This is a genomic window from uncultured Sphingomonas sp. (assembly GCF_902806265.1).
In the GTDB taxonomy this organism is placed as follows: domain Bacteria; phylum Pseudomonadota; class Alphaproteobacteria; order Sphingomonadales; family Sphingomonadaceae; genus Sphingomicrobium.
Window position 1 is genome coordinate 18,837 of sequence record NZ_CADCVZ010000012.1, and the last position, 20,899, is coordinate 39,735.

24 protein-coding genes are annotated in these 20,899 nt (G+C 67.2%); 9 read left to right on the forward strand and 15 right to left on the reverse strand.

The window, feature by feature from the left end; genetic code table 11:
* Positions 1-78: 78 nt before the first annotated feature.
* From dut to QZX62_RS03165, 5 genes are read right to left on the reverse strand one after another with little or no spacing between them, the layout of a single operon-like run.
* The gene (dut, locus tag QZX62_RS03145) at positions 79-549 is read right to left on the reverse strand and encodes a dUTP diphosphatase (RefSeq protein ID WP_294172062.1); all 471 of its coding nucleotides are present in this window, start codon (positions 547-549) and stop codon (positions 79-81) included.
* A 55-nt stretch (positions 550-604) separates the two neighbouring features.
* Positions 605-1,861: a bifunctional phosphopantothenoylcysteine decarboxylase/phosphopantothenate synthase gene (locus QZX62_RS03150; RefSeq protein WP_294172063.1), complete on the reverse strand. Its 1,257-nt coding sequence runs from the start codon at positions 1,859-1,861 to the stop codon at positions 605-607.
* A 49-nt stretch (positions 1,862-1,910) separates the two neighbouring features.
* Positions 1,911-2,051, reverse strand: a complete 141-nt coding sequence (locus QZX62_RS03155; RefSeq protein ID WP_294170157.1) for a hypothetical protein — start codon at positions 2,049-2,051, stop codon at positions 1,911-1,913.
* Positions 2,048-2,215, reverse strand: coding sequence for a hypothetical protein (locus tag QZX62_RS03160; RefSeq protein ID WP_294172064.1), 168 nt, complete (start codon positions 2,213-2,215; stop codon positions 2,048-2,050). Before QZX62_RS03160 ends, QZX62_RS03155 begins: the two co-directional genes overlap by 4 nt.
* A gap of 11 nt (positions 2,216-2,226) precedes the next feature.
* Positions 2,227-2,427 carry a hypothetical protein gene (locus QZX62_RS03165; RefSeq protein WP_294172065.1) on the reverse strand — a complete coding sequence of 67 codons (201 nt, stop codon included), beginning with the start codon at positions 2,425-2,427 and terminating at the stop codon, positions 2,227-2,229.
* A 129-nt stretch (positions 2,428-2,556) separates the two neighbouring features.
* Here QZX62_RS03165 and yghU point away from each other — a divergent pair, with 129 nt between their 5' ends.
* Entirely contained in the window at positions 2,557-3,435 is an 879-nt protein-coding gene (gene yghU, locus QZX62_RS03170) for a glutathione-dependent disulfide-bond oxidoreductase (RefSeq protein ID WP_294172066.1), read from the forward strand.
* A 68-nt stretch (positions 3,436-3,503) separates the two neighbouring features.
* On the opposite strand, the gene QZX62_RS03175 is transcribed toward yghU, so the two are convergent.
* From QZX62_RS03175 to QZX62_RS03185, 3 genes are all read right to left on the reverse strand, one after another.
* Positions 3,504-4,127 carry a hypothetical protein gene (locus QZX62_RS03175; protein ID WP_294172068.1) on the reverse strand — a complete coding sequence of 208 codons (624 nt, stop codon included), beginning with the start codon at positions 4,125-4,127 and terminating at the stop codon, positions 3,504-3,506.
* Positions 4,128-4,203: 76 nt separating this feature from the next.
* A complete protein-coding gene (ubiB, locus tag QZX62_RS03180; RefSeq protein ID WP_294172070.1) occupies positions 4,204-5,739 on the reverse strand; it encodes a 2-polyprenylphenol 6-hydroxylase in 1,536 nt (511 codons plus the stop codon).
* Positions 5,736-6,467 (reverse strand): class I SAM-dependent methyltransferase, encoded by a 732-nt coding sequence (locus QZX62_RS03185; protein ID WP_294172071.1) that lies wholly within the window; start codon positions 6,465-6,467, stop codon positions 5,736-5,738. Before QZX62_RS03185 ends, ubiB begins: the two co-directional genes overlap by 4 nt.
* A 47-nt stretch (positions 6,468-6,514) precedes the next feature.
* On the opposite strand from QZX62_RS03185, the gene mutM reads away from it, so the two are divergent.
* The 4 genes from mutM (at position 6,515) to QZX62_RS03205 (ending at position 10,324) form a co-directional block, all read left to right on the forward strand.
* Positions 6,515-7,321 (forward strand): bifunctional DNA-formamidopyrimidine glycosylase/DNA-(apurinic or apyrimidinic site) lyase, encoded by an 807-nt coding sequence (gene mutM, locus QZX62_RS03190; protein WP_294172072.1) that lies wholly within the window; start codon positions 6,515-6,517, stop codon positions 7,319-7,321.
* Between the two features lie 103 nt (positions 7,322-7,424).
* A complete protein-coding gene (gene rpsT / locus QZX62_RS03195) occupies positions 7,425-7,688 on the forward strand; it encodes a 30S ribosomal protein S20 (RefSeq protein ID WP_294172073.1) in 264 nt (87 codons plus the stop codon).
* Positions 7,689-8,058: 370 nt separating this feature from the next.
* Positions 8,059-9,477, forward strand: a complete 1,419-nt coding sequence (gene dnaA, locus QZX62_RS03200; RefSeq protein ID WP_294172074.1) for a chromosomal replication initiator protein DnaA — start codon at positions 8,059-8,061, stop codon at positions 9,475-9,477.
* Positions 9,478-9,532: 55 nt separating this feature from the next.
* Positions 9,533-10,324 (forward strand): alpha/beta hydrolase, encoded by a 792-nt coding sequence (locus QZX62_RS03205; RefSeq protein ID WP_294172078.1) that lies wholly within the window; start codon positions 9,533-9,535, stop codon positions 10,322-10,324.
* A gap of 14 nt (positions 10,325-10,338) precedes the next feature.
* Here QZX62_RS03205 and QZX62_RS03210 read toward each other — a convergent pair whose 3' ends face one another.
* The 6 genes from QZX62_RS03210 to secB all read right to left on the reverse strand — a co-directional run bounded on the left by QZX62_RS03210 (position 10,339) and on the right by secB (position 15,445).
* Positions 10,339-11,037: an SDR family NAD(P)-dependent oxidoreductase gene (locus QZX62_RS03210; RefSeq protein WP_294172079.1), complete on the reverse strand. Its 699-nt coding sequence runs from the start codon at positions 11,035-11,037 to the stop codon at positions 10,339-10,341.
* Complete coding sequence (locus QZX62_RS03215) at positions 11,034-11,381, reverse strand: DUF393 domain-containing protein (protein WP_294172080.1); 348 nt, start codon at positions 11,379-11,381, stop codon at positions 11,034-11,036. Before QZX62_RS03215 ends, QZX62_RS03210 begins: the two co-directional genes overlap by 4 nt.
* Before the next feature lie 111 nt (positions 11,382-11,492).
* The gene (locus QZX62_RS03220) at positions 11,493-12,242 is read right to left on the reverse strand and encodes a DUF4136 domain-containing protein (protein WP_294172081.1); all 750 of its coding nucleotides are present in this window, start codon (positions 12,240-12,242) and stop codon (positions 11,493-11,495) included.
* A 96-nt stretch (positions 12,243-12,338) separates the two neighbouring features.
* Positions 12,339-13,331 carry a tryptophan--tRNA ligase gene (gene trpS / locus QZX62_RS03225; RefSeq protein WP_294172082.1) on the reverse strand — a complete coding sequence of 331 codons (993 nt, stop codon included), beginning with the start codon at positions 13,329-13,331 and terminating at the stop codon, positions 12,339-12,341.
* Positions 13,328-14,887: a murein biosynthesis integral membrane protein MurJ gene (gene murJ, locus QZX62_RS03230; RefSeq protein ID WP_294172083.1), complete on the reverse strand. Its 1,560-nt coding sequence runs from the start codon at positions 14,885-14,887 to the stop codon at positions 13,328-13,330. The genes trpS and murJ overlap by 4 nt, the downstream gene beginning before the upstream one ends.
* 24 nt (positions 14,888-14,911) lie before the next feature.
* A complete protein-coding gene (gene secB, locus QZX62_RS03235) occupies positions 14,912-15,445 on the reverse strand; it encodes a protein-export chaperone SecB (protein ID WP_294172085.1) in 534 nt (177 codons plus the stop codon).
* 188 nt (positions 15,446-15,633) lie between these two features.
* On the opposite strand from secB, the gene QZX62_RS03240 reads away from it, so the two are divergent.
* From QZX62_RS03240 to QZX62_RS03255, 4 genes are all read left to right on the forward strand, one after another.
* A complete protein-coding gene (locus QZX62_RS03240) occupies positions 15,634-16,287 on the forward strand; it encodes a Tim44/TimA family putative adaptor protein (RefSeq protein WP_294172086.1) in 654 nt (217 codons plus the stop codon).
* Between the two features lie 53 nt (positions 16,288-16,340).
* A complete protein-coding gene (locus tag QZX62_RS03245; RefSeq protein WP_294172087.1) occupies positions 16,341-17,444 on the forward strand; it encodes a murein transglycosylase A in 1,104 nt (367 codons plus the stop codon).
* A 172-nt stretch (positions 17,445-17,616) separates the two neighbouring features.
* Positions 17,617-17,970, forward strand: coding sequence for a Smr/MutS family protein (locus QZX62_RS11830; RefSeq protein WP_366926178.1), 354 nt, complete (start codon positions 17,617-17,619; stop codon positions 17,968-17,970).
* A gap of 99 nt (positions 17,971-18,069) precedes the next feature.
* Positions 18,070-19,755 (forward strand): EAL domain-containing protein, encoded by a 1,686-nt coding sequence (locus QZX62_RS03255; RefSeq protein ID WP_294172089.1) that lies wholly within the window; start codon positions 18,070-18,072, stop codon positions 19,753-19,755.
* Here the strand turns inward: QZX62_RS03255 and dapE are convergent.
* A complete protein-coding gene (gene dapE, locus QZX62_RS03260) occupies positions 19,752-20,882 on the reverse strand; it encodes a succinyl-diaminopimelate desuccinylase (protein ID WP_294172090.1) in 1,131 nt (376 codons plus the stop codon). The two genes, QZX62_RS03255 and dapE, sit on opposite strands and share 4 nt — an antisense overlap.
* Between the last annotated feature and the right edge of the window lie 17 nt (positions 20,883-20,899).

Here is a 20,899-nt window from a genome sequence, read left to right on the forward strand (position 1 = left end):
GTGCCTCAACGGATCAGTCATCGCTTGCGAGCTTTCCAAGTGAAGGCGGAAAGAGGCGCTCGAAGCTGAAGTGCTGAGCTAGATACCAGTTGAGCCAAAACCACCTAACCCTCGCTCGGTTTCCGCTGAGAATTCCGTAACTACCTCGAAGCTTGGCCGCAGAATGGGAACAAATACAAGTTGCGCGATACGGTCTCCAGGTTGGATCGTCAGCGGCTCAGACCCTGGAGTGGTGCGCAGCCAAGCGCTAATGAAGATCTCGTTCGCATAGTCGGCGTCTATCGTGCCGACCGACTGACCAAGGATGAGACCCTTCTTATGCCCGAGCCCAGAGCGGGCTAAAACGAACCCAACCATGAACGGGTTGTTCATCAGGACGGCGATCCCTGATGGAACGAGCACCGCAGGAGCTTGCGGCTCGATCCTCAGCGGCTCTGGAATGCACGCATGTAGGTCGATGCCAGCAGACATAGCAGTCTGGTATCTCGGCAGGCCCCACGAGTTTAGACGCTCATCAAGTACCTTGAGTTCGATGCTTGAAGTCTGCACTTATTCTCCTTCATCATTTCGACCGGGGGGCAGGCGGGCGATCCGGGCGCGCGGATCATACTCGAACGAGTTCCTGTGCGATGCGGGCGATCAGCTGCCGCGCGACGTCCTCCTTGGGCATGCTGTCCCAGTTCTCGGCGCCGTCCGCGGTTATCAGGTGGACATGGTTGTGGCTCCCGCCCATCACGTCGCCGGAGACCTCATTGGCGACGATCCAGTCGACGCCCTTGCGCTCGCGCTTGGCGGCGGCGTTGGCCAGCAGGTCGTCGGTCTCCGCCGCGAAGCCGACCAGCAGCTGCGGGCGGAGCGGATGCCGCGCGAGCGTGGCCAGAATGTCAGGATTTGGTGAGAACTCCAGCGTCGGCGGACCATCGCCCTTCTTGAGCTTGGTTGTAGAGGGCGCGACTTTCCAGTCGGCGACCGCGGCGACCAGGATTGCGGCATCGCAGGGCAGGGCGGCCTCGACTGCGGCCTGCATCTGTTCGGCGGTTTCCACATCGATGCGGGCGACGCCGCAGGGGGTGGGCAGGCTGACCGGACCGGCGATGAGGGTAACGCGCGCGCCGGCCTGGGCAGCGGCCACGGCGACCGCGAAGCCCTGCTTGCCCGACGAGCGGTTGGCGATCACGCGGACGGGGTCGATCGGCTCGTGGGTGGGGCCGGCGGTGACGAGAAGGTGTTTGCCCGCCAGCGACGTCGTCGGCCTTGAGCTTGTCGGGCGGCTGCCTTTCTGGAGCACCGCCTCGGAGGGCAAGGACGGCTCTTCGACAGGCTCAGAGCCGGGGTTCACAAGGCTGAGTTGCGCTATGATCTCCGCCGGCTCCGGCAGCCGGCCGGGTCCATACTCGCCGCATGCCATTTCGCCCTTAACCGGCTCGATCATCTGCACGCCGCGCTGGTGGAGCGTCGCCACATTGGCCTGCGTCGCCGGGTGGAGCCACATGCGAACGTTCATCGCCGGGGCAACCGCAACCGGCTTGTCAGTGGCCAGTAGCAGGGTGGTCGCGAGGTCGTCGGCGATGCCGGCCCCCATCTTGGCGAGGAGATCGGCGGTGGCCGGGCAGACCAGGACGAGGTCGGCCGCCCGGGACAGCTGAATGTGCCCCATCTCCGTCTCGTCCTTGAGATCCCACAGGGACGTATAAACCGGGCTCTCAGCGAGCGCCGCCAAGGTCATAGGCGTAACGAAGTGCGCACCGCCCGCGGTCAGGACCGGCGTGACCTGGTGGCCGTTGCGGCGCAGCAGCCGGATAAGCTCGGCCGCCTTGAAGGCGGCAATCCCTCCGCCGACGATGAGCAGCACCCGAGCCATAGCCGGACGGGCCTAGCCGCTAGGCCCGTCCGGGTCGAGACTGGCCAAGCTACTTGTGCCCGCCGTGACCGCTGTTCTGCTTGTCGCCAGTGCGGCTGTTGCTTTCGCCCTTGTCGTGCGCCTTCTTGTTCCCGCCGACGTCGTGCTTGCGGGCTTGGTCGAAGTCGCCCTTCTTCTTGTGGTCGGTCATTTGGCCGCTCCCCGGCTGTCGGACCGCGGCTTGGCCCCGGCCTGGTCTTCCTGGATGTCGAGCAGTGCGCTCTTCTGCGCCGGACCCTTCTTGCCCTCGCGGTCGCGCAGGATCGGGTCATGATTGTTGTTCTTCGCCTCGCCGGCGCCGCTGTTGGTGCGCATGTGTGGTCCTTTTAGCTGTTGGTGTGGCCGAGCTGGTCCTCGCGGACAGCGTTCGTGCGCGGGTCGGCGTCGTTCTCGACATCTCCGTCGATGGTGTTGTCGCCGTCCAGGTCGTCGGCGGTGGTGCCGCCCTTGGACTGGCCGATCCCGGGATTGCGCTCGAGGTCGTCGGTAAAGGGGCTTGGCCCCTTGTCGTGCTTGCTGCTGCTCATGGTCTTGCCTCCTGATTGCCGAACGCCCGAGCCCGTACTCGGAAACAAAGGATACTCCGTCGAAACGTTCGCCGGCGCCGCTGGAAAGCGGAGATGAGCTTCCCCAGCTTGGGCGAAAGGAGAACAGCCATGGCCGACACCGACTACACGCCCCCCAAAGTCTGGACTTGGGTGGGCGAGAATGGCGGCCGCTTCGCGGGCATCAATCGCCCGGTTGCCGGGCCGACTCACAACAAGGAGCTGCCGGTCGGCAAGCATCCCTTGCAGCTCTACAGCCAGGGCACGCCTAATGGGCAGAAGGTCACGATCCTGCTGGAGGAACTGCTCGCGGCGGGGCACGGTGGCGCTGAGTACGACGCCTGGCTGATCAGCATAATGGAAGGCGACCAGTTCGGCAGCGGCTTTGTCGCGGTAAATCCCAACAGCAAGATCCCGGCACTTGTCGACCGTTCAGGGCCTGAGCCCGTCAACGTGTTCGAAAGCGGAGCCATTCTCTTGTACCTGGCGGAGAAGTTCGGCGCCTTCCTGCCGGCCGCCGGCAAGGAGCGGGCGGAGACGCTGAGCTGGCTGATGTGGCAGATGGGCTCCGCGCCGTTCCTGGGCGGCGGGTTCGGGCACTTCTATGCCTACGCGCCGGTGAAGATCGAATATGCGATCAACCGCTATGCGATGGAGGCCAAGCGCCAGCTGGACGTGCTCAACCGCCGGCTGGCCGAGAGCGAGTATGTGGCCGGGCCGGAGTATACGATTGCCGACATGGCGATCTGGCCCTGGTACGGGTCGGTGGTGCGTGGCCGCATCTACGACGATGCCGCGACGTTCCTCTCGGCCCACGAGTATGTTCATGTGAAGCGGTGGGCGGACCAGCTGGCCGAACGGCCCGCAGTGCAGCGGGGCTGGCGCGTGAACCGCACCTACGGCCCTGAGGAAGAGCAGCTGCGCGAGCGGCACGACGCTGGCGACTTCCACGCGCATGCCGTGTCGGAGGAGACCGAAGCGGCGGCATGAACAAGCAGGTGCGGAGCGGCTCCCGTCCGCTCCGCACCCCTTCACACCCGCTCAGGTTACTCAATCAATCAATCGTCGCCGCGGCGGCCATCGCGGCGGTCTCGACGGTTCTCACGCCGGAGTTCGCGGCGGTCCTGCCGCCGATCTTGCCGGTACTCGCGGCGATTCTGTTGGCGCTCCTGGCGGGCTTGCTCGCGATTGATTACGCCCTGCCGCACCCTCTCGCGAACCGACTGGCGCCGGTCCTCAAACGCGCGGCGATCGTCGCGGCGCTCGACGCGGTAGCCGCGGCGGTTGTCCCGCACTTCGCGGCGATCCTGGCGCAGGTCGCGTTGGCGCTCCCAATAGCGACGCTGGGCATTGCTCATCCGGTAGGCGCGACGGTTTCGGTCGTAGACGTAGACGCCGGAGCCCGGGTAATAATAGTTGTTGTACCAGCCGGAGTAAGGCTGGCCGTAGCCATAACCGTACCCATGACGCGGCTGGCCATAGCCATAGCCATAGCCGGGCTGGCCGTAGCCGTAGCCGTAGCGCGAACCATAGTACGGGTCGCCGTAATAAGGATTGCCATAGCCGACGGACACGCCACCGCCGTAGCCACCGCCATAAGGATCGTAGTAAGTGGCGCAGCCCGTCAGGGCGATGGAGCCAAACGCCGCCAGTGCGGCAGCGCGAACGCGGGGAGAAAACATGGGCGTACCTCTCCAGACACAAGCCGCCCCCGACTGTCACCAGTATGGTTCCACCCGTTGAACGGTGGCTTAACGATCAGCTCAGCAGGAACACCGCAAGCGCACCGCCCGCAGCGCCGAGCGCCGCGAGCGCCACATCCTTGAAGCGGAGCCCGGGAAGGCCGACGACCTCGACCTGGGCCTGAGGCAAGGGTGGCGGCGCGGCGCCCGGCGCGGGGAAGTAGTGGTCGATGCGGTCGACCAGGTCGGGGAGCTTCTTGAAGGTCCGCACCCAGTGAATGAGCCGGTCGGCGGCATAGGCCTCGGGCCCGAGCTCGTCGCGGATCCATTCGCGCAGGAACGGCTCGGCGGTCTCCCACATGTTGATCTCGGGATCGAGAAAGGTGGCGACGCCTTCCTCCATCACCATGGTCTTCTGCAGCAGCAGCAGGTGCGGCTGGGTCGGCATCTCGAAATCGCGGGTGATGGTGAACAGGCCTTCCAGCATCCGCCCGACGCTGATCTCCTTGACCGCCAGGCCGCGGATCGGCTCGCCAACCGCGCGCAGGGCAGTGGTGAATTCGGCGATGTTGTGGTGGGCGGGGACGTACTGCGCCTCGAAGTGAATCTCGGCCACCCGCTCGTAATTACCGGTGATCAGTCCGTAGAGGATCTCCGCCAACCAGCGCCGCGCGCGGCGGTCGACCCGGCCCATGATGCCGAAGTCGATGGCGGCGATGCGGCCGTCGGGCAGGGCGAATAGATTGCCCTGGTGAAGGTCGGCATGGAAGAAGCCGTCGATCACCGCCTGGCGGAGAAAAGCGCGGACCAGGGTAGCGGCGAGCTGGGTAAGGTCGTGGCCGGCGGCGATGAGCTGGTCGCGCTTGCTGAGCTTGATCCCGTCGAGCCATTCCAGCGTCATCACCCGCCGGGCGCTGCGCCGCCAATCGATCTCGGGCACGTAGAAACCGGGCTCGGCGACCATGTTCTGCTTGAGTTCGGAGGCGGAGGCGGCCTCGCGGTTGAGATCGAGCTCGCGCCGGGTCCACTGGCGAAACTGGGCGATGACCGACTGCGGGCGCAGGCGCTGGAACTCGCCGCCGAACTTCTCGGCCTGGGCCGCGGCCCACTCGTAGGTTTCCAGCGCGCGGGTGAACTCATCCTCGATGCCGGGACGGAGCACCTTCACCGCGACCTGCCGGCCCTCGGTGGTGACCGCGCGGTGCACCTGGGCGATGGAGGCCGCACCGATCGCCACCTCGTCGAACTCGGCGAAGAGCCGTTCAAGCGGGGCTTCGAGCGCCTGCTCGATCGCGTGTCGGATCAGCGGGAAAGGCGCGGGCGGGAGCGAGTCCTGGAGGCGCAGCAGGTTGTGCGCGGCTTTCTCCCCGACCAGGTCGGGGCGGGTGGCGAGCGCCTGGCCGAGTTTGATCGCAGCAGGGCCGATCGCCTGCAGCGCATGGGCGTAGTCAGGCTCGGCGGGCTGGCGGGTGCCGAAGCGGGCGAGCTTGACGAGGCGCCGCACGCCCGGCGGGGTCAGCGGGTCGCGCTCGATACCGCCAAGCGCGCCATGCCGCGCGAGCGTGCGGCCCCATTTCAGCAGGCGCCAAAGGTGGGTGACGGCGGTGGTCAAACGCGCCAACCGCTCCAAATGCAAACCAGGCCGCCCATCAGCGTCTCGACATGAGTGCGGACGAAGCTAGCCTCGGCAAGCATGCCGCGGAACTGTTCGGGCTTGGGGAAGCGGCGGATTGACTCGACCAAGTAGCGATAGCTTTCCTCGTCACCGGCGACGGCCTTGCCGATCCGAGGGATCACCTTGTCGGAATAGAGTTCGTAAGCCTCGCCGAAGCCCGGCCATTCGGTGGTCGAGAACTCCAGCACGAAGATGCGCCCGCCGTAGCGGAGCACGCGGTGCGCTTCCTTGAGGGCGGCCGGTATGTCGGTGACGTTCCGGATGCCGAAGGCGATGGTGTAGGCGTCGAAGCTGCGGTCGGGAAAGGTGAGGGTCTCGGCATTCTGGACCGACCAGCTTAGCCCCTCGATCCCGTGTTTGGCGGCGCGTTCTTCGCCCACTTCCAGCATGTCGGGGTTGATGTCCGCCACCGTCACCCGCGCGCCCCGCTCCGCCATGCGGAAGGCGATGTCGCCGGTGCCGCCGGCCATGTCGAGGATCTGCTCGTGCCGCTGCGGCTTTGCCCGGGTGACGAAGCGGTCTTTCCACAACCGGTGCATGCCGCCCGACATGAGGTCGTTCATCAGGTCGTAGCGGCGGGCCACGGAGGTGAAGACGGCGCCCACGCGGCGGGTCTTCTCCTCGGGCGTGACGAGCTCGTCGCCGAAGTTCACCTGGTCGGGCATGCGGGCGGCTCTAGCGGGGAAGGGCGGGGCGCGCCATATGATCGCGAGTGCCCGAGCTTCCGGAAGTCGAAACAACCGTCCGCGGGCTCCGCACCGTGCTTGATGGCCGTCGGCTGACGGGGGTCGAGGCTCGCCGGCCCGACCTCCGGCGCGCCTTGCCCGAGGATCTCGGGCAGCGGCTGATTGGCGCAACAGTCACCGGGCTGGGGCGGCGAGCCAAATACGGGCTGGTCCATACAGACCGGGACGACACGCTGGTATTTCACCTCGGCATGTCGGGGCGTTGGCGGATCGATCCGTCCGAGCTCGACAAGCACGACCACCTGCTGATCGAGACCGACGAGGGCCGCACCCTCGCGCTGAACGATCCGCGGCGGTTCGGGTCGGTGGACCTCCTGCGAACCGGTGAGGTGGACCGGTGGAGTGGCTTTGCGCCGCTCGGGCCGGAGCCGTTCGATCTGACGCCAGAGGAGTTGAAGCGGCGGCTGGCGGGGCGGGAGGCGGCCATCAAGCTGTTGCTGCTCGACCAGCGGATCGTCGCGGGGCTGGGCAACATCTACGTGTGCGAGGCGCTGTTCCGGGCCGGCATCAACCCCAAGCGGGCGGGCGGAACGGTGTCGCTCGAGCGCCTGCGGCGGCTGGTGCCGGCGATCAAGGCGGTGTTGGCCGAGGCAATCGAAGCGGGCGGCTCGACCCTGCGCGACTATGCCCAGCCGGACGGTGCCCTTGGCTACTTCTCCAAGAGTTTCGCCGTGTACGATCGGGAAGGGGCGCCATGTGGCTGCGGAGGCGCCGTCAGGCGGTTCGCGCAAGGTGGGCGCTCGACCTGGTACTGTCCGGGGTGCCAGCGCTAGGCGGTTGACCCGAACCCGCTGCTTCCCTATGGGACCGCCACGCCGGTGCGAGCCCATGGCTTCGCGCCGCTTTTCGTCTGAAAGCATAGGGAACCGAAGTCGCATGGCGAACACGCCGCAAGCCAAGAAGCGCATCCGTCGCAACGCCCGCCGCACCGAGGTCAACGGCGCGCGCGTGGGCCGCATCCGGACCTTCATCAAGGCGGTGGAGAACGCTCTGTTGGCCGGGGACAAGACGGTAGCGGCCGAGGCGCTGAAGAAGGCACAGCCGGAGCTCGCCCGCGGGGTTGCGCGCGGAGTCATCCACAAGAACACGGCGTCGCGGAAGTTCTCCCGGCTGACCAAACGGGTCGCTTCCTTGGGCTGAACCGGCACCGACCACGCCTATTCCCAGCAAGGCCGCCGGAGCGTTCCGGCGGCCTTTTTGCATGCCCTACGCGAAAAGCCAGCTTTTCCCGCGATTCGCGCTGTACGGCTCGCTTGCAGCGTAGCGAAAAGGGCGGTTTTCAGAGGTTAATAACGCCTTCTCTCGGGAACGGGCTGTCAAGCCGCTTTATTTCAATCCTGTGAAATTTGGAGGCTTGCCGGGGGGCGGCGAGGCTAGCAGAACCGCCCGCTCCGGCAGTGATTCCACTGGGGGGACGCACGCAGGGCAAGAGGCAGGACGCCGCGACTCGGGTCGGGCGTAACGGAGCCGCTTTGCCCTTCGCGCGACGGGGTAGAGGAGGCTCGGAAGGGTGGCAGAGCGGCAGGCGTGTTTGGTTTCGGACGAGGAACATGGCACTCCTCAGGGGCTCGCCAGTCCGCTCGTTGCAGCCTGGGAGACGATCCGCGGCGGCCTTCGACGCGATTGCGGCGCGCGCACTTTCGACGGTTGGCTGAAGCCGGCGGAGCTCGGCAACTTCGATCCGGAGACCGGCTCGCTCGAACTGCTGATGCCAAGCCAGTTCATGGCCGACTGGGTCCGCTCCCATTTTGGCGAGCGGCTGCAGCTGGCGTGGAAGACGACCCTGCCGGTGGTGCGCGACGTCCGGGTGATCGCGTGCGACGGTGGACCCAAGCCGGCTCCGCTGCTGATCCTGGACGATGAACCCGCGCCCGCCGCCCGGGCCAGCACCGCGGCCAAGCACCCGCGCCCGGCGTTCGACCCGCGTTACAGCTTTGCCACCTTTGTGGTCGGCAAGGCCAACGAGGTCGCCGCCACCGCCGCGCGGACGCTGGCGGAGGCCGACAACGTCACCTTCAACCCGCTCTTCATTCACGGCAGCACCGGCCGCGGCAAGACTCACCTGCTCCACGCCATCGGCCAGCGCTTTCTGGAGAAGCACCCGGACGCCCTGGTCGTCTCTATGTCGGCCGAGAAGTTCATGGTGGAGTTCGTGCGTGCCATTCGCGAGAACGACACCATCGGCTTCAAGGGGCGGCTGCGCTCGGCCGACCTCCTGCTGATTGACGACGTCCAGTTTATCGCGGGCAAGGAGTCGACCCAGGAAGAATTCTTCCATACCATGAACGAGATCATCACCGCTGGCCGGCGGCTGGTGATCACCTCCGACCGCGCGCCGCAGGACCTGGACGGGATCGCCCCGCGCATCCTGTCGCGATTGAGCTGGGGGCTGGTGGCAGACATCAACCAGGCCGACCTGGAGCTCCGCTACAACATCATCCTCGCCAAGCTGGCGCTGCTGCCGACGGTGCAGATGCCGGGCAACGTCGTCGACTTCCTGGCCAAGCGGCTGACCGCGTCCATCCGCGAGTTGGAGGGGGCGCTCAACCGCATCGCCGCCTATGCAATGATGACCGGGCGGCCCATCGACGTGCCGTTCGTCGAAGAAGTGCTGGCCAATGTGCTGCGCGCAAACCAGCGGCGCATCTCCATCGATGAGATCCAGACCCAAGTCGCCGAGCACTACCGCATCCGCAAGGCGGAGATGACCAGCGCCCGCCGTGCTCGAGAGGTCGCGCGCCCGCGCCAAGTCGCGATGTACCTGTCCAAGCAGCTCACCCCCAAGTCGCTGCCCGACATCGGCCGCCGCTTCGGCGGGCGCGACCATACGACGGTGATCCACGCCGTCCGCCAGATTGAGAAGCTGCGCGCGAGCGATCCCGAGATCGACGCCGCGATCCGGTTGCTCACGCGTCAGCTGGAGGGCTGAACGCCAGCGCCTATCCACGCGGGGCTCAGTTTGTCGTTCCGGTCGTTGTCGGCTCATGACGATCCAGCACGCACGTACAGGCAGCGGCAAGCCCCTCCTTCTCGTTCACGGTCTCGGCAGCACTCACCGGGCGTGGAGCATGGTCCGCCTTGGACTGGCCGCGCACCGCGAGGTGATCGTGCTCGATCTCCCCGGTCACGGCGAAAGTGCGGCTGAGCCGGATAGCGGCACCTTTGCGGGTCTGGCGCGAAGCTTGGCCGAATGGCTGGAGGCGGAAAAGCTCACCGGCGTCGACATGGTCGGCAGCTCGCTCGGGGGTCGCCTTGTCCTGGAGATGGCTCGGCAAGGGCGCGCCGGTGCAACCGTGGCGCTCGATCCCGGCGGCTTCTGGCAGGGCTGGGAGCGCGGCTATGTCAACACCTCGCTGACCGCTTCGGTCCTACTCCTTCGCCAGCTGCGTCCATTGCTGCCGACGCTCGCCCGCAGCCCGCTGAGCCGGAGCGCGCTCCTAGCGCAGCTGTCGGCGAGGCCGTGGGCGTTGAACGGAGCGCTGGTTGCAGCCGAGTTGGACAGCTTCGCCGCCACACCGACCTTCGACTCTCTGGTCAAGGACCTGACTCATGGCCCCGCTCAGACCGGACCTGCGGCGGAGGGATCAGGACCGGTCACAATCGGTTGGGGCCGCCAAGATCGTCTGTGCTTCCCGGCGCAAGCATTGCGGGCCCAGCAGGCGTTTCCCGGCTCGAAGCTGGTCTGGTTCGACCACAGCGGACACTTTCCGATGTTAGACGAGCCGGAAGCAACCACGGCCGCGATCCTTGGCGCGACAGGCAGGCCGGGAGCATAGAAAAGCCCGCCCGATCAGGCCGGGACGCGCTCTCCGTCCCACGCGAAGCAGCCGCCATTGTCCTCGGGCCCGAGCGCAGCCAACACGGACAGCAGTTGCTCCGCTGCATAGCGCGGTTCGAACAGCTTGTCCGGCGCAACGCCGCGCTGAAAGGGCTTGCTCAGGCCGGTGTCGACCGTCCCAGGGTGCAGGCCGACGCACAGCGCGTCGGGCCGGGTCCTGACCAGTTCCAGCGCAAGCGTGCGGAGCAGCATGTTGAGCGCGGCCTTGGAGGCGCGATAGCCGTACCAGCCGCCGAGCTGGTTATCGCTGATGCTGCCGACCCGCGCGGATAGGGCGGCGAAGGTGGCGCGGCCCCTGCGCGGAAGCAAAGGAAGGAAGTGCTTGGCCACCAGCGCCGGGCCAGTGGCGTTAACCGCGAACGCTCGTGTGAGGGCATCGGCGGACAGCTCGCGCGAGCTCCGCTCCGGCCCGCGCCCGTCCCCGTGGAGGACGCCGGATGCGACAAGCACCAGGTCGACGGGTCCGCCAGCGCCGATCCGCGCGGCAGCGGCGGCAATGCTGTCCTCGTCGAGGAGGTCGATCCGATCGGCCGGAAAAGCAGCGCTTCGAGCCAGGCTGATCACCTCGGCGCCGTCCCTGGCCAGGGCGTCCGCCAACGCTCCCCCGATCCCGCCTGACGATCCGACTACGACCGCCCGGGCCCAGGTCATCGCGTGAGCAGCCGCTGCAGCCGGGGACGCACCCGCAGAAAGCGGCCGTACATCCGCTCGAGGATGCCGAGTACCATCCTGTTCCTGGCCGCGAGACCCAGTGGCCGAAGCATCGGAATGGCCCGCCACATCGCCGCGAAGGCTGCTGCGCCGCTGTACAGCTGCCCATCTTGGGCAGCATGGAAGCGCGCCAGGAGCGAAGCCCGGTCGATCGGGCAGCTGCTGGCGGGATCAGCGACATCGATGAAGTGGATGCGGCGCCTGCGGTCGAGCCGTCGCATGATCGCGATCTCCCGCAGGCAGAGCGGGCAAGCGCCATCGAACCAGACCGTGACCTTGTGCACCGCGCCAATGTAGGGGTCATGCTCCGCTTGGCTAGTTGCAAGCGGCAACTCAAATTAAAAGGCCCGCCTGGATCTGCTCCGGACGGGCCTTCACGACTTCAGCCGGTGAGCTTAGCCCCGGCGCTTGGCGGGCACCGTAATCTTCACCGTCTCGCCGCTACGGCCGGGGAAGCCGGTGAACATGGCTTCCACCAGGTTCGGGACCAGCGTGCCGAGCTCGTCGGTCTGCGAGCGGGCCTGGGCCCGGCCGTCGAAGAGCGGCTGGTTGGTGCGCCGGTCGCGGATGTCGAGTTCGAGCTCGCTGCGATACTCGGTGTAGCTGCGGATACCACGGCCACCGCCGTACCAGAAGGGATCGTCCCACCCGTAGTAGTAAGGCGAACGATAGCCGGAGTAGCCGAAGCGGCTGTAATAAGGCCGGCCGCGGTACACGCCCCAGAAGGGATCGTAGCCGAACCCGCCGTAGCCGAACCCACCATAGTGGCTGCCGAACCCGCCATAGCGGCTGCCGAACCCGCCGCCATATCCGCGGGAGAAGGGATCTTCCGTAACCACTTCTCGGCCGTCATCGACCGAATAGCCGAGCTGAACGACGAAATCCGCCGCCTGCGGGCTGGCGGCCGGACGGTAGCCGCGCGCTGCCATTTGCTGCGCGACCAAGCCGGCGAAGCGCTGGAATTCAAGACCGCCGCTCTGCGCCAGGCCGGTGCCCGGAACGACGTAGAAGGTTTGGCCCTGGGCTGCGGGAAGGGCCTGGTAGCGGGTAACCTTGGTCGGCAGGGTCGCGGCACAACCGCTAACCGCCACTGCTGCCGCGCCCAGCATCGCTGCGGCGGTCAGCTTCCGAATGTTGCTGAACATAAAACCTCGAGTCAGGAGAAGACGCGTTATGTGTGTGCTTTTCACGCTATTCCTGCTGAACCGTCGATGAAGTGAGCTGGAGATGCGGCAAGCCGCTCAGAGCAGCCCCATCGCCTCCTGTGCGGCGCGGAGGGTGGGCGCGCCCAAGGCGCGGGCCCGTTCTGCCCCAGCGACGAGCTGGCCATCGAGGGTTGCCGGATCGGCGCACAGCTCCGCGAACCGTCGCCGGATTGGCGTCAGCAGGGCGATGATCGCGTCTGCCAGAGCCGGCTTGAACGTACCGAAGCCCTGGCCGGCGAAGCGCCCGAGCACCCCCTCGATGCTTTCGCCGGTGACCGCGGCCATGATTCCGACAAGGTTGCGGGCCTCCGGCCTGCGGTCGAGCAATGCGGGATCGTCGGGCAGCGGCTCCGGGTCGGTCCGAGCCTTGCGGATCTTGCTGCTGATGAGGTCGTCAGGGTCCGACAGGTTGATCCGGCTCATGTCGGACGGATCGGACTTGCTCATCTTGGCGCTGCCGTCACGCAGGGACATGACGCGCGCCGAGGTGCCGCCGCCAATATAGGGCTCGGGCGGAACCAGCAGCTCGGTATCGTAGTCGGTGTTGAACTTGATCGCGATGTCGCGAGCGAGCTCGATGTGCTGCTTCTGGTCCTCGCCGACCGGCACGTGCGTGGGACGGTAGAGAAGGATATCGGCGGCCTGCAGCACCGGGTAGCTGTAGAGGCCGACGCTGGCGCCTTCGCGGTTCTTGCCCGACTTCTCCTTGAACTGGGTCATCCGGTTGAGCCAGCCGACCCGGGCCACGCACTGCAGCAGCCAAGCAAGCTCCGAATGAGCGGGGACCGCGCTTTGGGCGAACAGGGTCGAGCGGGCGGGATCGATGCCGCTGGCGATCAGCGCCGCCGCCATCTCCCGGACGTTGGCGCGGAGCTGGGCGGGCTCGACGTCCACCGTCAGCGCATGGAGGTCGGCCAGGAAAAACAGGCACTCGGCCCGGTCCTGCATCTCCACCCAGCGGAGAATGGCGCCGAGCAGGTTGCCGAGGTGGAGGTTGCCGGTCGGCTGGATGCCCGACACGACCCTCATTCGGCGAGTGCCCGGCGGCGGCGCAGCGAGGCGATCGCTTCCCGGTCGACGCCGCCGATCAGAAAGGCCACGCCGAAATAGGTGAGCCCCCCGATGCCGACCAGCAGGGCCAGGCCGATCGCCCGCTCGAGGACGTTGCCGAGAAACCAGTCGGCAAGGAGGGTGCGCAGGCCGAACAGCGCAGCGGCCATGGCCAGCGCCGCAAGCAGCTGCCGGGCCACGCGGTTGACCAGCCACGCCGGCATGCGGAAGTGGCCGCGGTGATAAAGAATGGCGAACAGCAGTACGAAGTTGATCCACGCACCCGCCGAAGTGACGGTCGCTAGGCTGTAGATGCCGATCAGCGGAATCAGCAGGAAGTTCGCCGGAATGCTGAGCGCCAGGATCGACATGGCAATGTACACTGGCGTCTTCACGTCCTTGCGGGCGTAGAAGGCAGGGGTGAGTACCTTTACCAGCACATAGGCGGGCAGGCCGGTCACCAATATGGCAAGGATGTTGGCGGTCGTCTGCGCGGCTTCAAGCGAATATTCGCCGCCGCGGTACAGGGCGCCGATGATCGGAAAAGCGGCGACCATCAACGCCAGCGTAGCCGGCAGGGTGAGCAGCATCGACAGGTCGAAGGCACGGGCCTGGACGTCCGCGGCTGCCGCCTCTTCGTTGCGGGCGATGGCCTGGCTGATGGCGGGGAGAATGGCGACGCCCAGTGCGGTGCCGATGATCGACAGCGGCAGCTGGTTGAGGCGGTCCGCATAGCTCAACATGGTGAGCGCGCCTTCACCCAGGCGGGAAGAGAAATAAGCGTAGAACAGCTGACTGAGCTGATACAGGCCGGCAGCGGCGGTCGCCGGAAGGATAAGGATCACCAGCTCGCGCACGGCAGGGGTGAGGCGGGGACGGCCGAAGCGCAGCTTGACCCCAGCCCGGCGGACCGCGAACCAGCAGAATGCGAACTGGGCAAGACCGCCGACCAGGACCGCGACCGCCATGAAGCGGACGGTTTGGCTGTTGTTCTGTTCGGGGGCAAGCAGCAGCGCGACGATCAGCGCAAGGTTGAGCAGGGCCGGGGTGAAGGCTGCCACCGCGAAGCGGGTAAGGCTGTTGAGCACGCCCGAGAGCAGGGCGACGAGGCTGATGAACAGCAGATAAGGAAAGGTCCAGCGCGACAGCTCGGTCGCCAGGGGGAGCTTGCCGGGCGTGCTCGCATATTCCGGAACAACCAGCAGCAGCACGCCGGGCATGAAGATCACGAACACGGCTGTGACCAGCAGGAGCGCGGGCATGAAAACGGCCAGGATCTCGTTGGAGAAGCGCTGGGCTTCCTCCATCCCGCCGCTGGCCAGGCGGCGACTGAACAGCGGAACGAAGCCAGCTGAGAACGCCCCTTCCGCGAACAGCCGGCGGAAGATGTTCGGTAACAGAAAAGCCAGGTTGAAGGCATCGTTGGCATGGCTCGCGCCAAGGAGCCGAGCCGCGATCATGTCGCGCGCGAAGCCCAGCACGCGGCTGACCATGGTCAGCCCGCCGATGGTGCCGGTGGCTTTGAGTAGGTTCACCCCGTTTCCCCCGCCGGCCGATGCTTACTGGACGGTCGGCGCCCCGCCAGCTTCCCCGCCTAGGTCGCCGCCGCCCTGCGCGGCTTGAGCCTGCGCCATGTAGATACCGGCGAAGTCGATGGGGTCGAGCATCAGCGGCGGGAAGCCGGCGTCGGAGGTGGCGGCCGCGATCACCTGCCGGGCAAAGGGGAACAGCAGGCGCGGCGCTTCCACCAGCAGGAAGGGCGGGATCGCCTCTTCGGGCAGGTTGCGCAGCGCGAAGATGCCGCCGTAACTGAGGTCGATGACGAAATGGACGCCGCTGGCCGAGCGGGCGGAAGCGTCGATCTTGAGGATCACCTCATGGACCTCGTCCGCGACCTTGTTGACGTTGATGTTGAACTGCACGTCCAGCTGCGGCTGCTCGCTCCACTGGTAGACGGCCGGCGCCGACGGGTTCTCGACCGACAAGTCCTTTACATACTGGGCCAGGGCCGCAACTTGGGGCGCGTCGGCGCCGGGCAGAGCGGGCTGGCCGCCTTCGCCGTTGGTCGGGGTAGTGAGGTCCTGCTCGGCCATGGTTGCGAAACCTTTTGGAGTTCTAGATGGAGGGTTGAAGCGCCTGCACGCACGCGGCAGGGCGCCTAGCAGCCGGGTCCAAGCGGCGCAATGGCGCGCCGGGGTGCGTTGCTGGGCGATGTGAGGGCTTGGAGCCGTGCATCCGTGAGCCTATGTTAGGCGTTGAACGATCAAGAACAGGACAAGCGTTGGTCTCCATCATCATCCTCGCCCTTGTGGCCTTGTTCGTCGGTCTGCGGCTGTATAGCGTGCTGGGCGAGCGGACTGGTCATGAGCAGCAGCCGATCCTTAAGCCGGCCGAGCCGGACGCGCGGCTGCAGCCGCGCACCGCGGCGTCCCCGCTGGCGCCGGCCGGGGCTACCGAGGTTCAAGACAACGCTTATTTGCCCACGGCCGGTCCGGGGGTCCGCTCCATCCTCGCGGCCGATCCGACGTTCGACGTGGCGCGCTTTCTGGAGGGCGCCCAGGCGGCATACCGGATGATCCTGGAAGCGTTCTGGGCCGGTCGGCTGGACGAGGTCCGCGGTTTCGTTGATCCGGAGATCTATGCTGCGTTCGACCGGGCAATGGCCGAGCGCCAGACCGCCGGTCACAGGCTCGACAACCGCTTGGTGGCGATCGAGCAGGCGACCATCACCGAGGCTTCACTCGAGCGCTCGGTGGCGACGGTCGCCGTGCGCTTCGAGGCCGACATTGCGGCGGTGACGCGCAACGCGGACGGCGAGGTGATCGCGGGCTCGCTGAGCGACGCAGTACAGACCCGCGACCGCTGGACCTTCCGCCGCGACCTCGCCAGCCGCGATCCAAACTGGATCCTCATCGAGACCGACGAAGAAGAGTGAGGCTTTGGTCCGGCCTGCTCGCCCTTTCGGGGGCGATGCTTCTATCCTCCTGCGTGACCAAGCCGAGCGCTCCCGTAGCCGAGCCCGCTAAGCCCAGGAGCGCGATTGAGGCCGGCGTGACTTTGGCGGCGCCGCGCCAGTTCGATCCGACTAAGGCGGAGGCAGCGCTAACTGCTTTCAAGCTAAGCTGCCCGGTGCTGACGCGGCGTACGGACGGCAGCGGACTGACCCGGCCCGGCGACTGGCAGCCGCTCTGCGCCGAAGCCGCGACGCTCGCGCCGGGCAGCGCCACCGCCTTTTTCGCCAACCGCTTCGAGTGGGTGCGGGTAGGTGCCGAGGCCGCTTTCGCCACTGGCTATTACGAGCCGGAGATTGCCGGCTCCCGCGTGTCCGGGCCCGGCTACGCCACGCCCATCTATCGCACGCCGCCCGATCTCGTCCGCTGCACGCGGGCCGACGGGCAGACCGGCCGCGGCCGCTACGACGGAACGGGCGCCTGCGTCCTATACCATACCCGCGGCGAGATCCAGCGCGGGGCGCTGGCCGGCAAGGGCCTGGAGCTCGCCTGGGCGGCCGACCCGGTGGAGCTGTTCTTTCTGGAAATTCAGGGCTCGGGCCGGCTGCGGCTGCCGGACGGGTCGGTGATGCGGGTGGGTTACGACAACCAGAACGGCCGTGAGTATGTCGCGGTTGGCCGGCTGCTGCGCCAGCGGGGCCTGCTGCCGCAAGGCGGCGCGGGCATGGACGCGATCAAGGCATGGATGCGCGCGCAGCCGGACGGCGGCCGCGCGCTGATGCGCGAGAACCTGAGCAACATCTTCTTTCGCGAGCTGACGGGGCCGGGGCCGCTCGGCGCGTTGAACGTGCCCGTCACGCCGCAGGCGACGGTTGCCGCCGACCCGCTGTTCGTGCCGCTCGGTGCGCCCGTGTGGCTCGACATGGAGCGGCCGGAAGCCGACGGCCTGTGGGTGGCGCAGGATACGGGCGGAGCGATCAAGGGCGCGAACCGGTTCGATACCTTCTGGGGCGCGGGTCCGCTCGCCACGCAGATCGCTGGCGGCATGGCCGCAAAGGGCCAAGCGCTGTTGCTCCTCCCGCGCGGAACGGTAGCGCGCGCCCGGGTTACGCCAGCGACCGGTGCGCCAGCTCAGCCCTGAGGAGCAGGCGCTGTGGGAGCGGGTGACCGTGACCATCCAGCCGCTGTCTCGTGATCCACCCGTCGGTCGCCGTGCCGACGTTCGGCCGCCGCCAGCGTCGCAGCCCGAGGTCCCGATACCACCGCCGATAACCCGGAAACTCAAGGGGCCGCCTCCGCGTGTGGCTCCGGCGTTGCCGCAACCTGTCCGGCCCGGCACGACGCTGGACGGTCATTGGGATCGTCGGCTTCGCTCGGGAACGGTCGAGCCGGATCGGGTGCTAGACCTACATGGCCACGACCTTGATGGTGCCTGGACCGCCATAGACCGGGCGCTGGAGCAGGCGATCGCGGCGGGAGACCGGGTCTTGCTGCTGATCACCGGGCATCACCGCGCGGGCGAGCCGCCGGTGGAGCGTGGCCGCATCCGGGCGGCCATTCACGACTGGCTGGCCGTGTCGCGGCACGCCGGGCGGATCGCGGCCGTCCGCAATGCCCATCGCCGCCACGGCGGAGGCGGGAGCCTGTACCTGGTGCTGCGCCGCTGAACCTGCAGATCCTTTCACTCCCGAACGCTTTCTTAACCGTGGAGCTTTAATCCCGGTGAGTGCGCGGCCCTGCCCCGCGCCGGGGATATGCGCCGGGTGATGAAGGACGGGACTGCCCAGAAGATCAGCAACGCGGTCCTGTCGTTCCTGGCAGGCTTGGCGTCGTTCGTCTTCTCGCTGGGCGCCTTCCTGACGCTCACCCAGCTTCCCCAGCAGATTGCCGCTTCTATGATTGCCGGCTTCTTCTGCGTGCTGGTCTGCTTTGTCGCCGCCGAACGGCCGAACAGCGAGGGCGCGCGGGCCTTGTCCGCACTTGGCGAGCGCCTGCTGGCGGTGGAAGGCGGGGACCTCACCAGCCCGGCGCCGGCGATCGTCAAGCGCAACCATCCCAAGCTGGCCGCGGCGGTGGACAGCCTGTTCGCGGAAGTGCGCTCGTCGATCGAAAACGCCCAAGCGCTGGGCATGTACGATCCGGTGACCTCGCTTCCCAACCGGACCTACTTTCGGGTCGAAGCGGAGCGGCTGCTGCTCGGCAACGGGCAGGAGCAGCTTGGGGCGCTACTGTTCATCGATCTCGATCGGTTCAAATCGGTCAACGACAGCCTGGGCCACGCGCGCGGCGACCAACTGCTGGTCATGGTGGCCAACCGGCTGCGGGTCGTCGTGAACGGCGAGACGTCGCCCCAGGCGCCGCGGCCGCTGCTGGCGCGGCTGGCCGGCGACGAATTTACCTTGTTCTTGCCGCAGGTCGGCGATGTCGCCGAGGCCGAACGGCTCGCCCGGCGCGTAGTGTCGGCGGTCGGCGAAGCCTTTGAGCTGCACGGGCACAGCATCCATGTCGGCGCTTCGGTCGGCATCGCGCTGCTTCCCCGCCACGGTCGCAGCATCGAGGGGCTGATGCGGGCCGCCGACATCGCCATGTACCGTGCCAAGGGCCGCGGGGGCGGTCAGCTTTGCCTGTTCAGCGACGAGCTGGCGGCCGAGCACAGCCGCAAGATTGAGACCGAATCGGCCCTTACCGACGCGGTTGAGCGGGGCGAGTTCCTGCTTGCTCTGCAGCCGCAGCTCAGCCTGGCCACCGGCGAGATCACAGGGGCCGAGGCCCTGCTGCGCTGGAACCACCCGCGTGACGGCATGCGGCCGCCCGCTACCTTCATACCGATTGCCGAGCAGACCGGGCTGATCACCGAGATCGGCGATTGGGTCATCGCTGAATGCGCGTCGCTGCTGGCGTCATGGCACGAGGCCGGGGCGCCGCCGCGCCGCCTAGCCTTTAACGTGTCTCCGCGGCAGCTCGACCGGCCCGACTTCTTCAACCGCATGCGGCAGAGTTTCGCCGATGCGGGCGTGCCGCTGTCGCAGGTGGAGCTCGAGTTCACCGAGACCGCCGCAATGGAATGCTCGGGCGCGGTGCTGGAGGCGATCGCGGCGCTGCGGGCGGATGGCGCAAGCGTCGCCATCGACGATTTCGGGACCGGCTACTCGAACCTGGCGCGGCTGCGGAGCATGCCGATCGACCGGGTTAAGCTCGACCCTTCGCTGATCGCGGACATCGCCACCAACGAGCAGGCGCGGGTGATGGTGCAGGCGGTCATCCATCTGATCAAGGGGGTCGGCTGCGAAGTGGTGGCGGAAGCTGTCGAAAGCGTGGACGGCGCGGACATCCTGCGGGCGATGGGCTGCGATACAGTGCAGGGCTTCGTCTTCGCCCAGCCGATGTTCGAAACCGAGTACGTCGCCTGGACCAGCAATGCCGACCGGGGCGCCCGGCGCGTGGTGGCCTAGCCGAGTACTCGCTCGACGATGTGGCGGTAGATGCGGGCAAGCTGCCCGATGTCCGCAACCGACGCGCTTTCATCGAGCTTGTGCATGGTGGCGTTAGGCAGCCCGAAATCGACCACTGGGCAGAGCTGGATCAGAAAGCGGCCGTCCGAGGTGCCGCCGCCGGTCGACAAGACGGGGGCAATGCCGGTTTCGTCTTCGATCGCCCCGACCACGAGGTCGTAGAGCTCGCCGGGCGGAGTCAGGAAAGCCTCGCCCGAAATGCGGGAGTGCACTTGGGCTCGCGGTTCGACCTCCCGCGCAATGCCCGTCACCCGCTCGACCAGCTCCGCCCCGCGCTGGAGATTGTTGAAGCGGATGTTGAGCTGAGCTGTAGCGGAGGCGGGGATGACGTTGTTGGCCTGGGTCGGCGTTGCCAGCCCCGTGAACTCCAAGTTCGATGGCGGGAAGGCATCGGTGCCGTCATCGAGGTGCATGGAGTCGAGCGCGGCGACGATGCGGGCGAGCTTGCCGACCGGGTTATCGGCTTTGTGCGGGTACGCGACGTGGCCCTGCGTACCGGGCATCTCCACCACCATGTTGACCGAGCCCCGACGGCCGATCTTCACCGTGTCGCCGAGCCGCTGCTCGCTGGTTGGCTCGCCGATCAGGATCATGTCGGGGCGTATCCTGCGTTGCTTCAGCCAGTCGATGATTCGCGGCGTGCCGTAGGTGGCGAAACCCTCCTCGTCCCCGGTTATCAGGAACGACAGGGTGCCACGCCGCTGATCGAACTGTGAGGCGGCGGCGGCGAAAGCAGCGATCGCGCCCTTCATGTCGTTGGCGCCGCGGCCGATCAGCCGTCCGTCCTCGATCCGCGCGGTGAACGCGTCCCCGCTCCAGCCATCGCCGGGCGGCACCACGTCGAGGTGGCCGGCGAAGGCAAAGTGCGGGCCCTCGCCCAGCGAGCGGAACGCGACCATGTTCTCGGTGGGCCCGTCTGGCGCCTCGCCCAGTATGAAGCGGTGAACGGTGAAGCCAAGCGGAGCAAGCGCCTGCTCCAGCACGTCGAACACCGCGCCACGCGCGGGAGTGATGGACGGAACGGAAATCAGCTTGGCGGCGAGGTCAACCGGTTCGATAGGGTGCATGGCGGCGGCCTAGCAGG

Bases quoted from the DNA above. Each gene is read 5' to 3' on its own strand.
- QZX62_RS03165 (WP_294172065.1), bottom strand. From the start codon at position 2,427: ATGAGCAGCAGCAAGCACGACAAGGGGCCAAGCCCCTTTACCGACGAC.
- trpS (WP_294172082.1), bottom strand. From the start codon at position 13,331: ATGAGGGTCGTGTCGGGCATCCAGCCGACCGGCAACCTCCACCTCGGC.
- rpsT (WP_294172073.1), top strand. From the start codon at position 7,425: ATGGCGAACACGCCGCAAGCCAAGAAGCGCATCCGTCGCAACGCCCGC.
- QZX62_RS03175 (WP_294172068.1), bottom strand. From the start codon at position 4,127: ATGTTTTCTCCCCGCGTTCGCGCTGCCGCACTGGCGGCGTTTGGCTCC.
- QZX62_RS03205 (WP_294172078.1), top strand. From the start codon at position 9,533: ATGACGATCCAGCACGCACGTACAGGCAGCGGCAAGCCCCTCCTTCTC.
- secB (WP_294172085.1), bottom strand. From the start codon at position 15,445: ATGGCCGAGCAGGACCTCACTACCCCGACCAACGGCGAAGGCGGCCAG.
- QZX62_RS03255 (WP_294172089.1), top strand. From the start codon at position 18,070: ATGAAGGACGGGACTGCCCAGAAGATCAGCAACGCGGTCCTGTCGTTC.
- QZX62_RS03150 (WP_294172063.1), bottom strand. From the start codon at position 1,861: ATGGCTCGGGTGCTGCTCATCGTCGGCGGAGGGATTGCCGCCTTCAAG.
- yghU (WP_294172066.1), top strand. From the start codon at position 2,557: ATGGCCGACACCGACTACACGCCCCCCAAAGTCTGGACTTGGGTGGGC.
- QZX62_RS03220 (WP_294172081.1), bottom strand. From the start codon at position 12,242: ATGTTCAGCAACATTCGGAAGCTGACCGCCGCAGCGATGCTGGGCGCG.
- QZX62_RS03155 (WP_294170157.1), bottom strand. From the start codon at position 2,051: ATGACCGACCACAAGAAGAAGGGCGACTTCGACCAAGCCCGCAAGCAC.
- QZX62_RS03185 (WP_294172071.1), bottom strand. From the start codon at position 6,467: ATGCCCGACCAGGTGAACTTCGGCGACGAGCTCGTCACGCCCGAGGAG.
- dapE (WP_294172090.1), bottom strand. From the start codon at position 20,882: ATGCACCCTATCGAACCGGTTGACCTCGCCGCCAAGCTGATTTCCGTT.
- QZX62_RS03160 (WP_294172064.1), bottom strand. From the start codon at position 2,215: ATGCGCACCAACAGCGGCGCCGGCGAGGCGAAGAACAACAATCATGAC.
- QZX62_RS03210 (WP_294172079.1), bottom strand. From the start codon at position 11,037: ATGACCTGGGCCCGGGCGGTCGTAGTCGGATCGTCAGGCGGGATCGGG.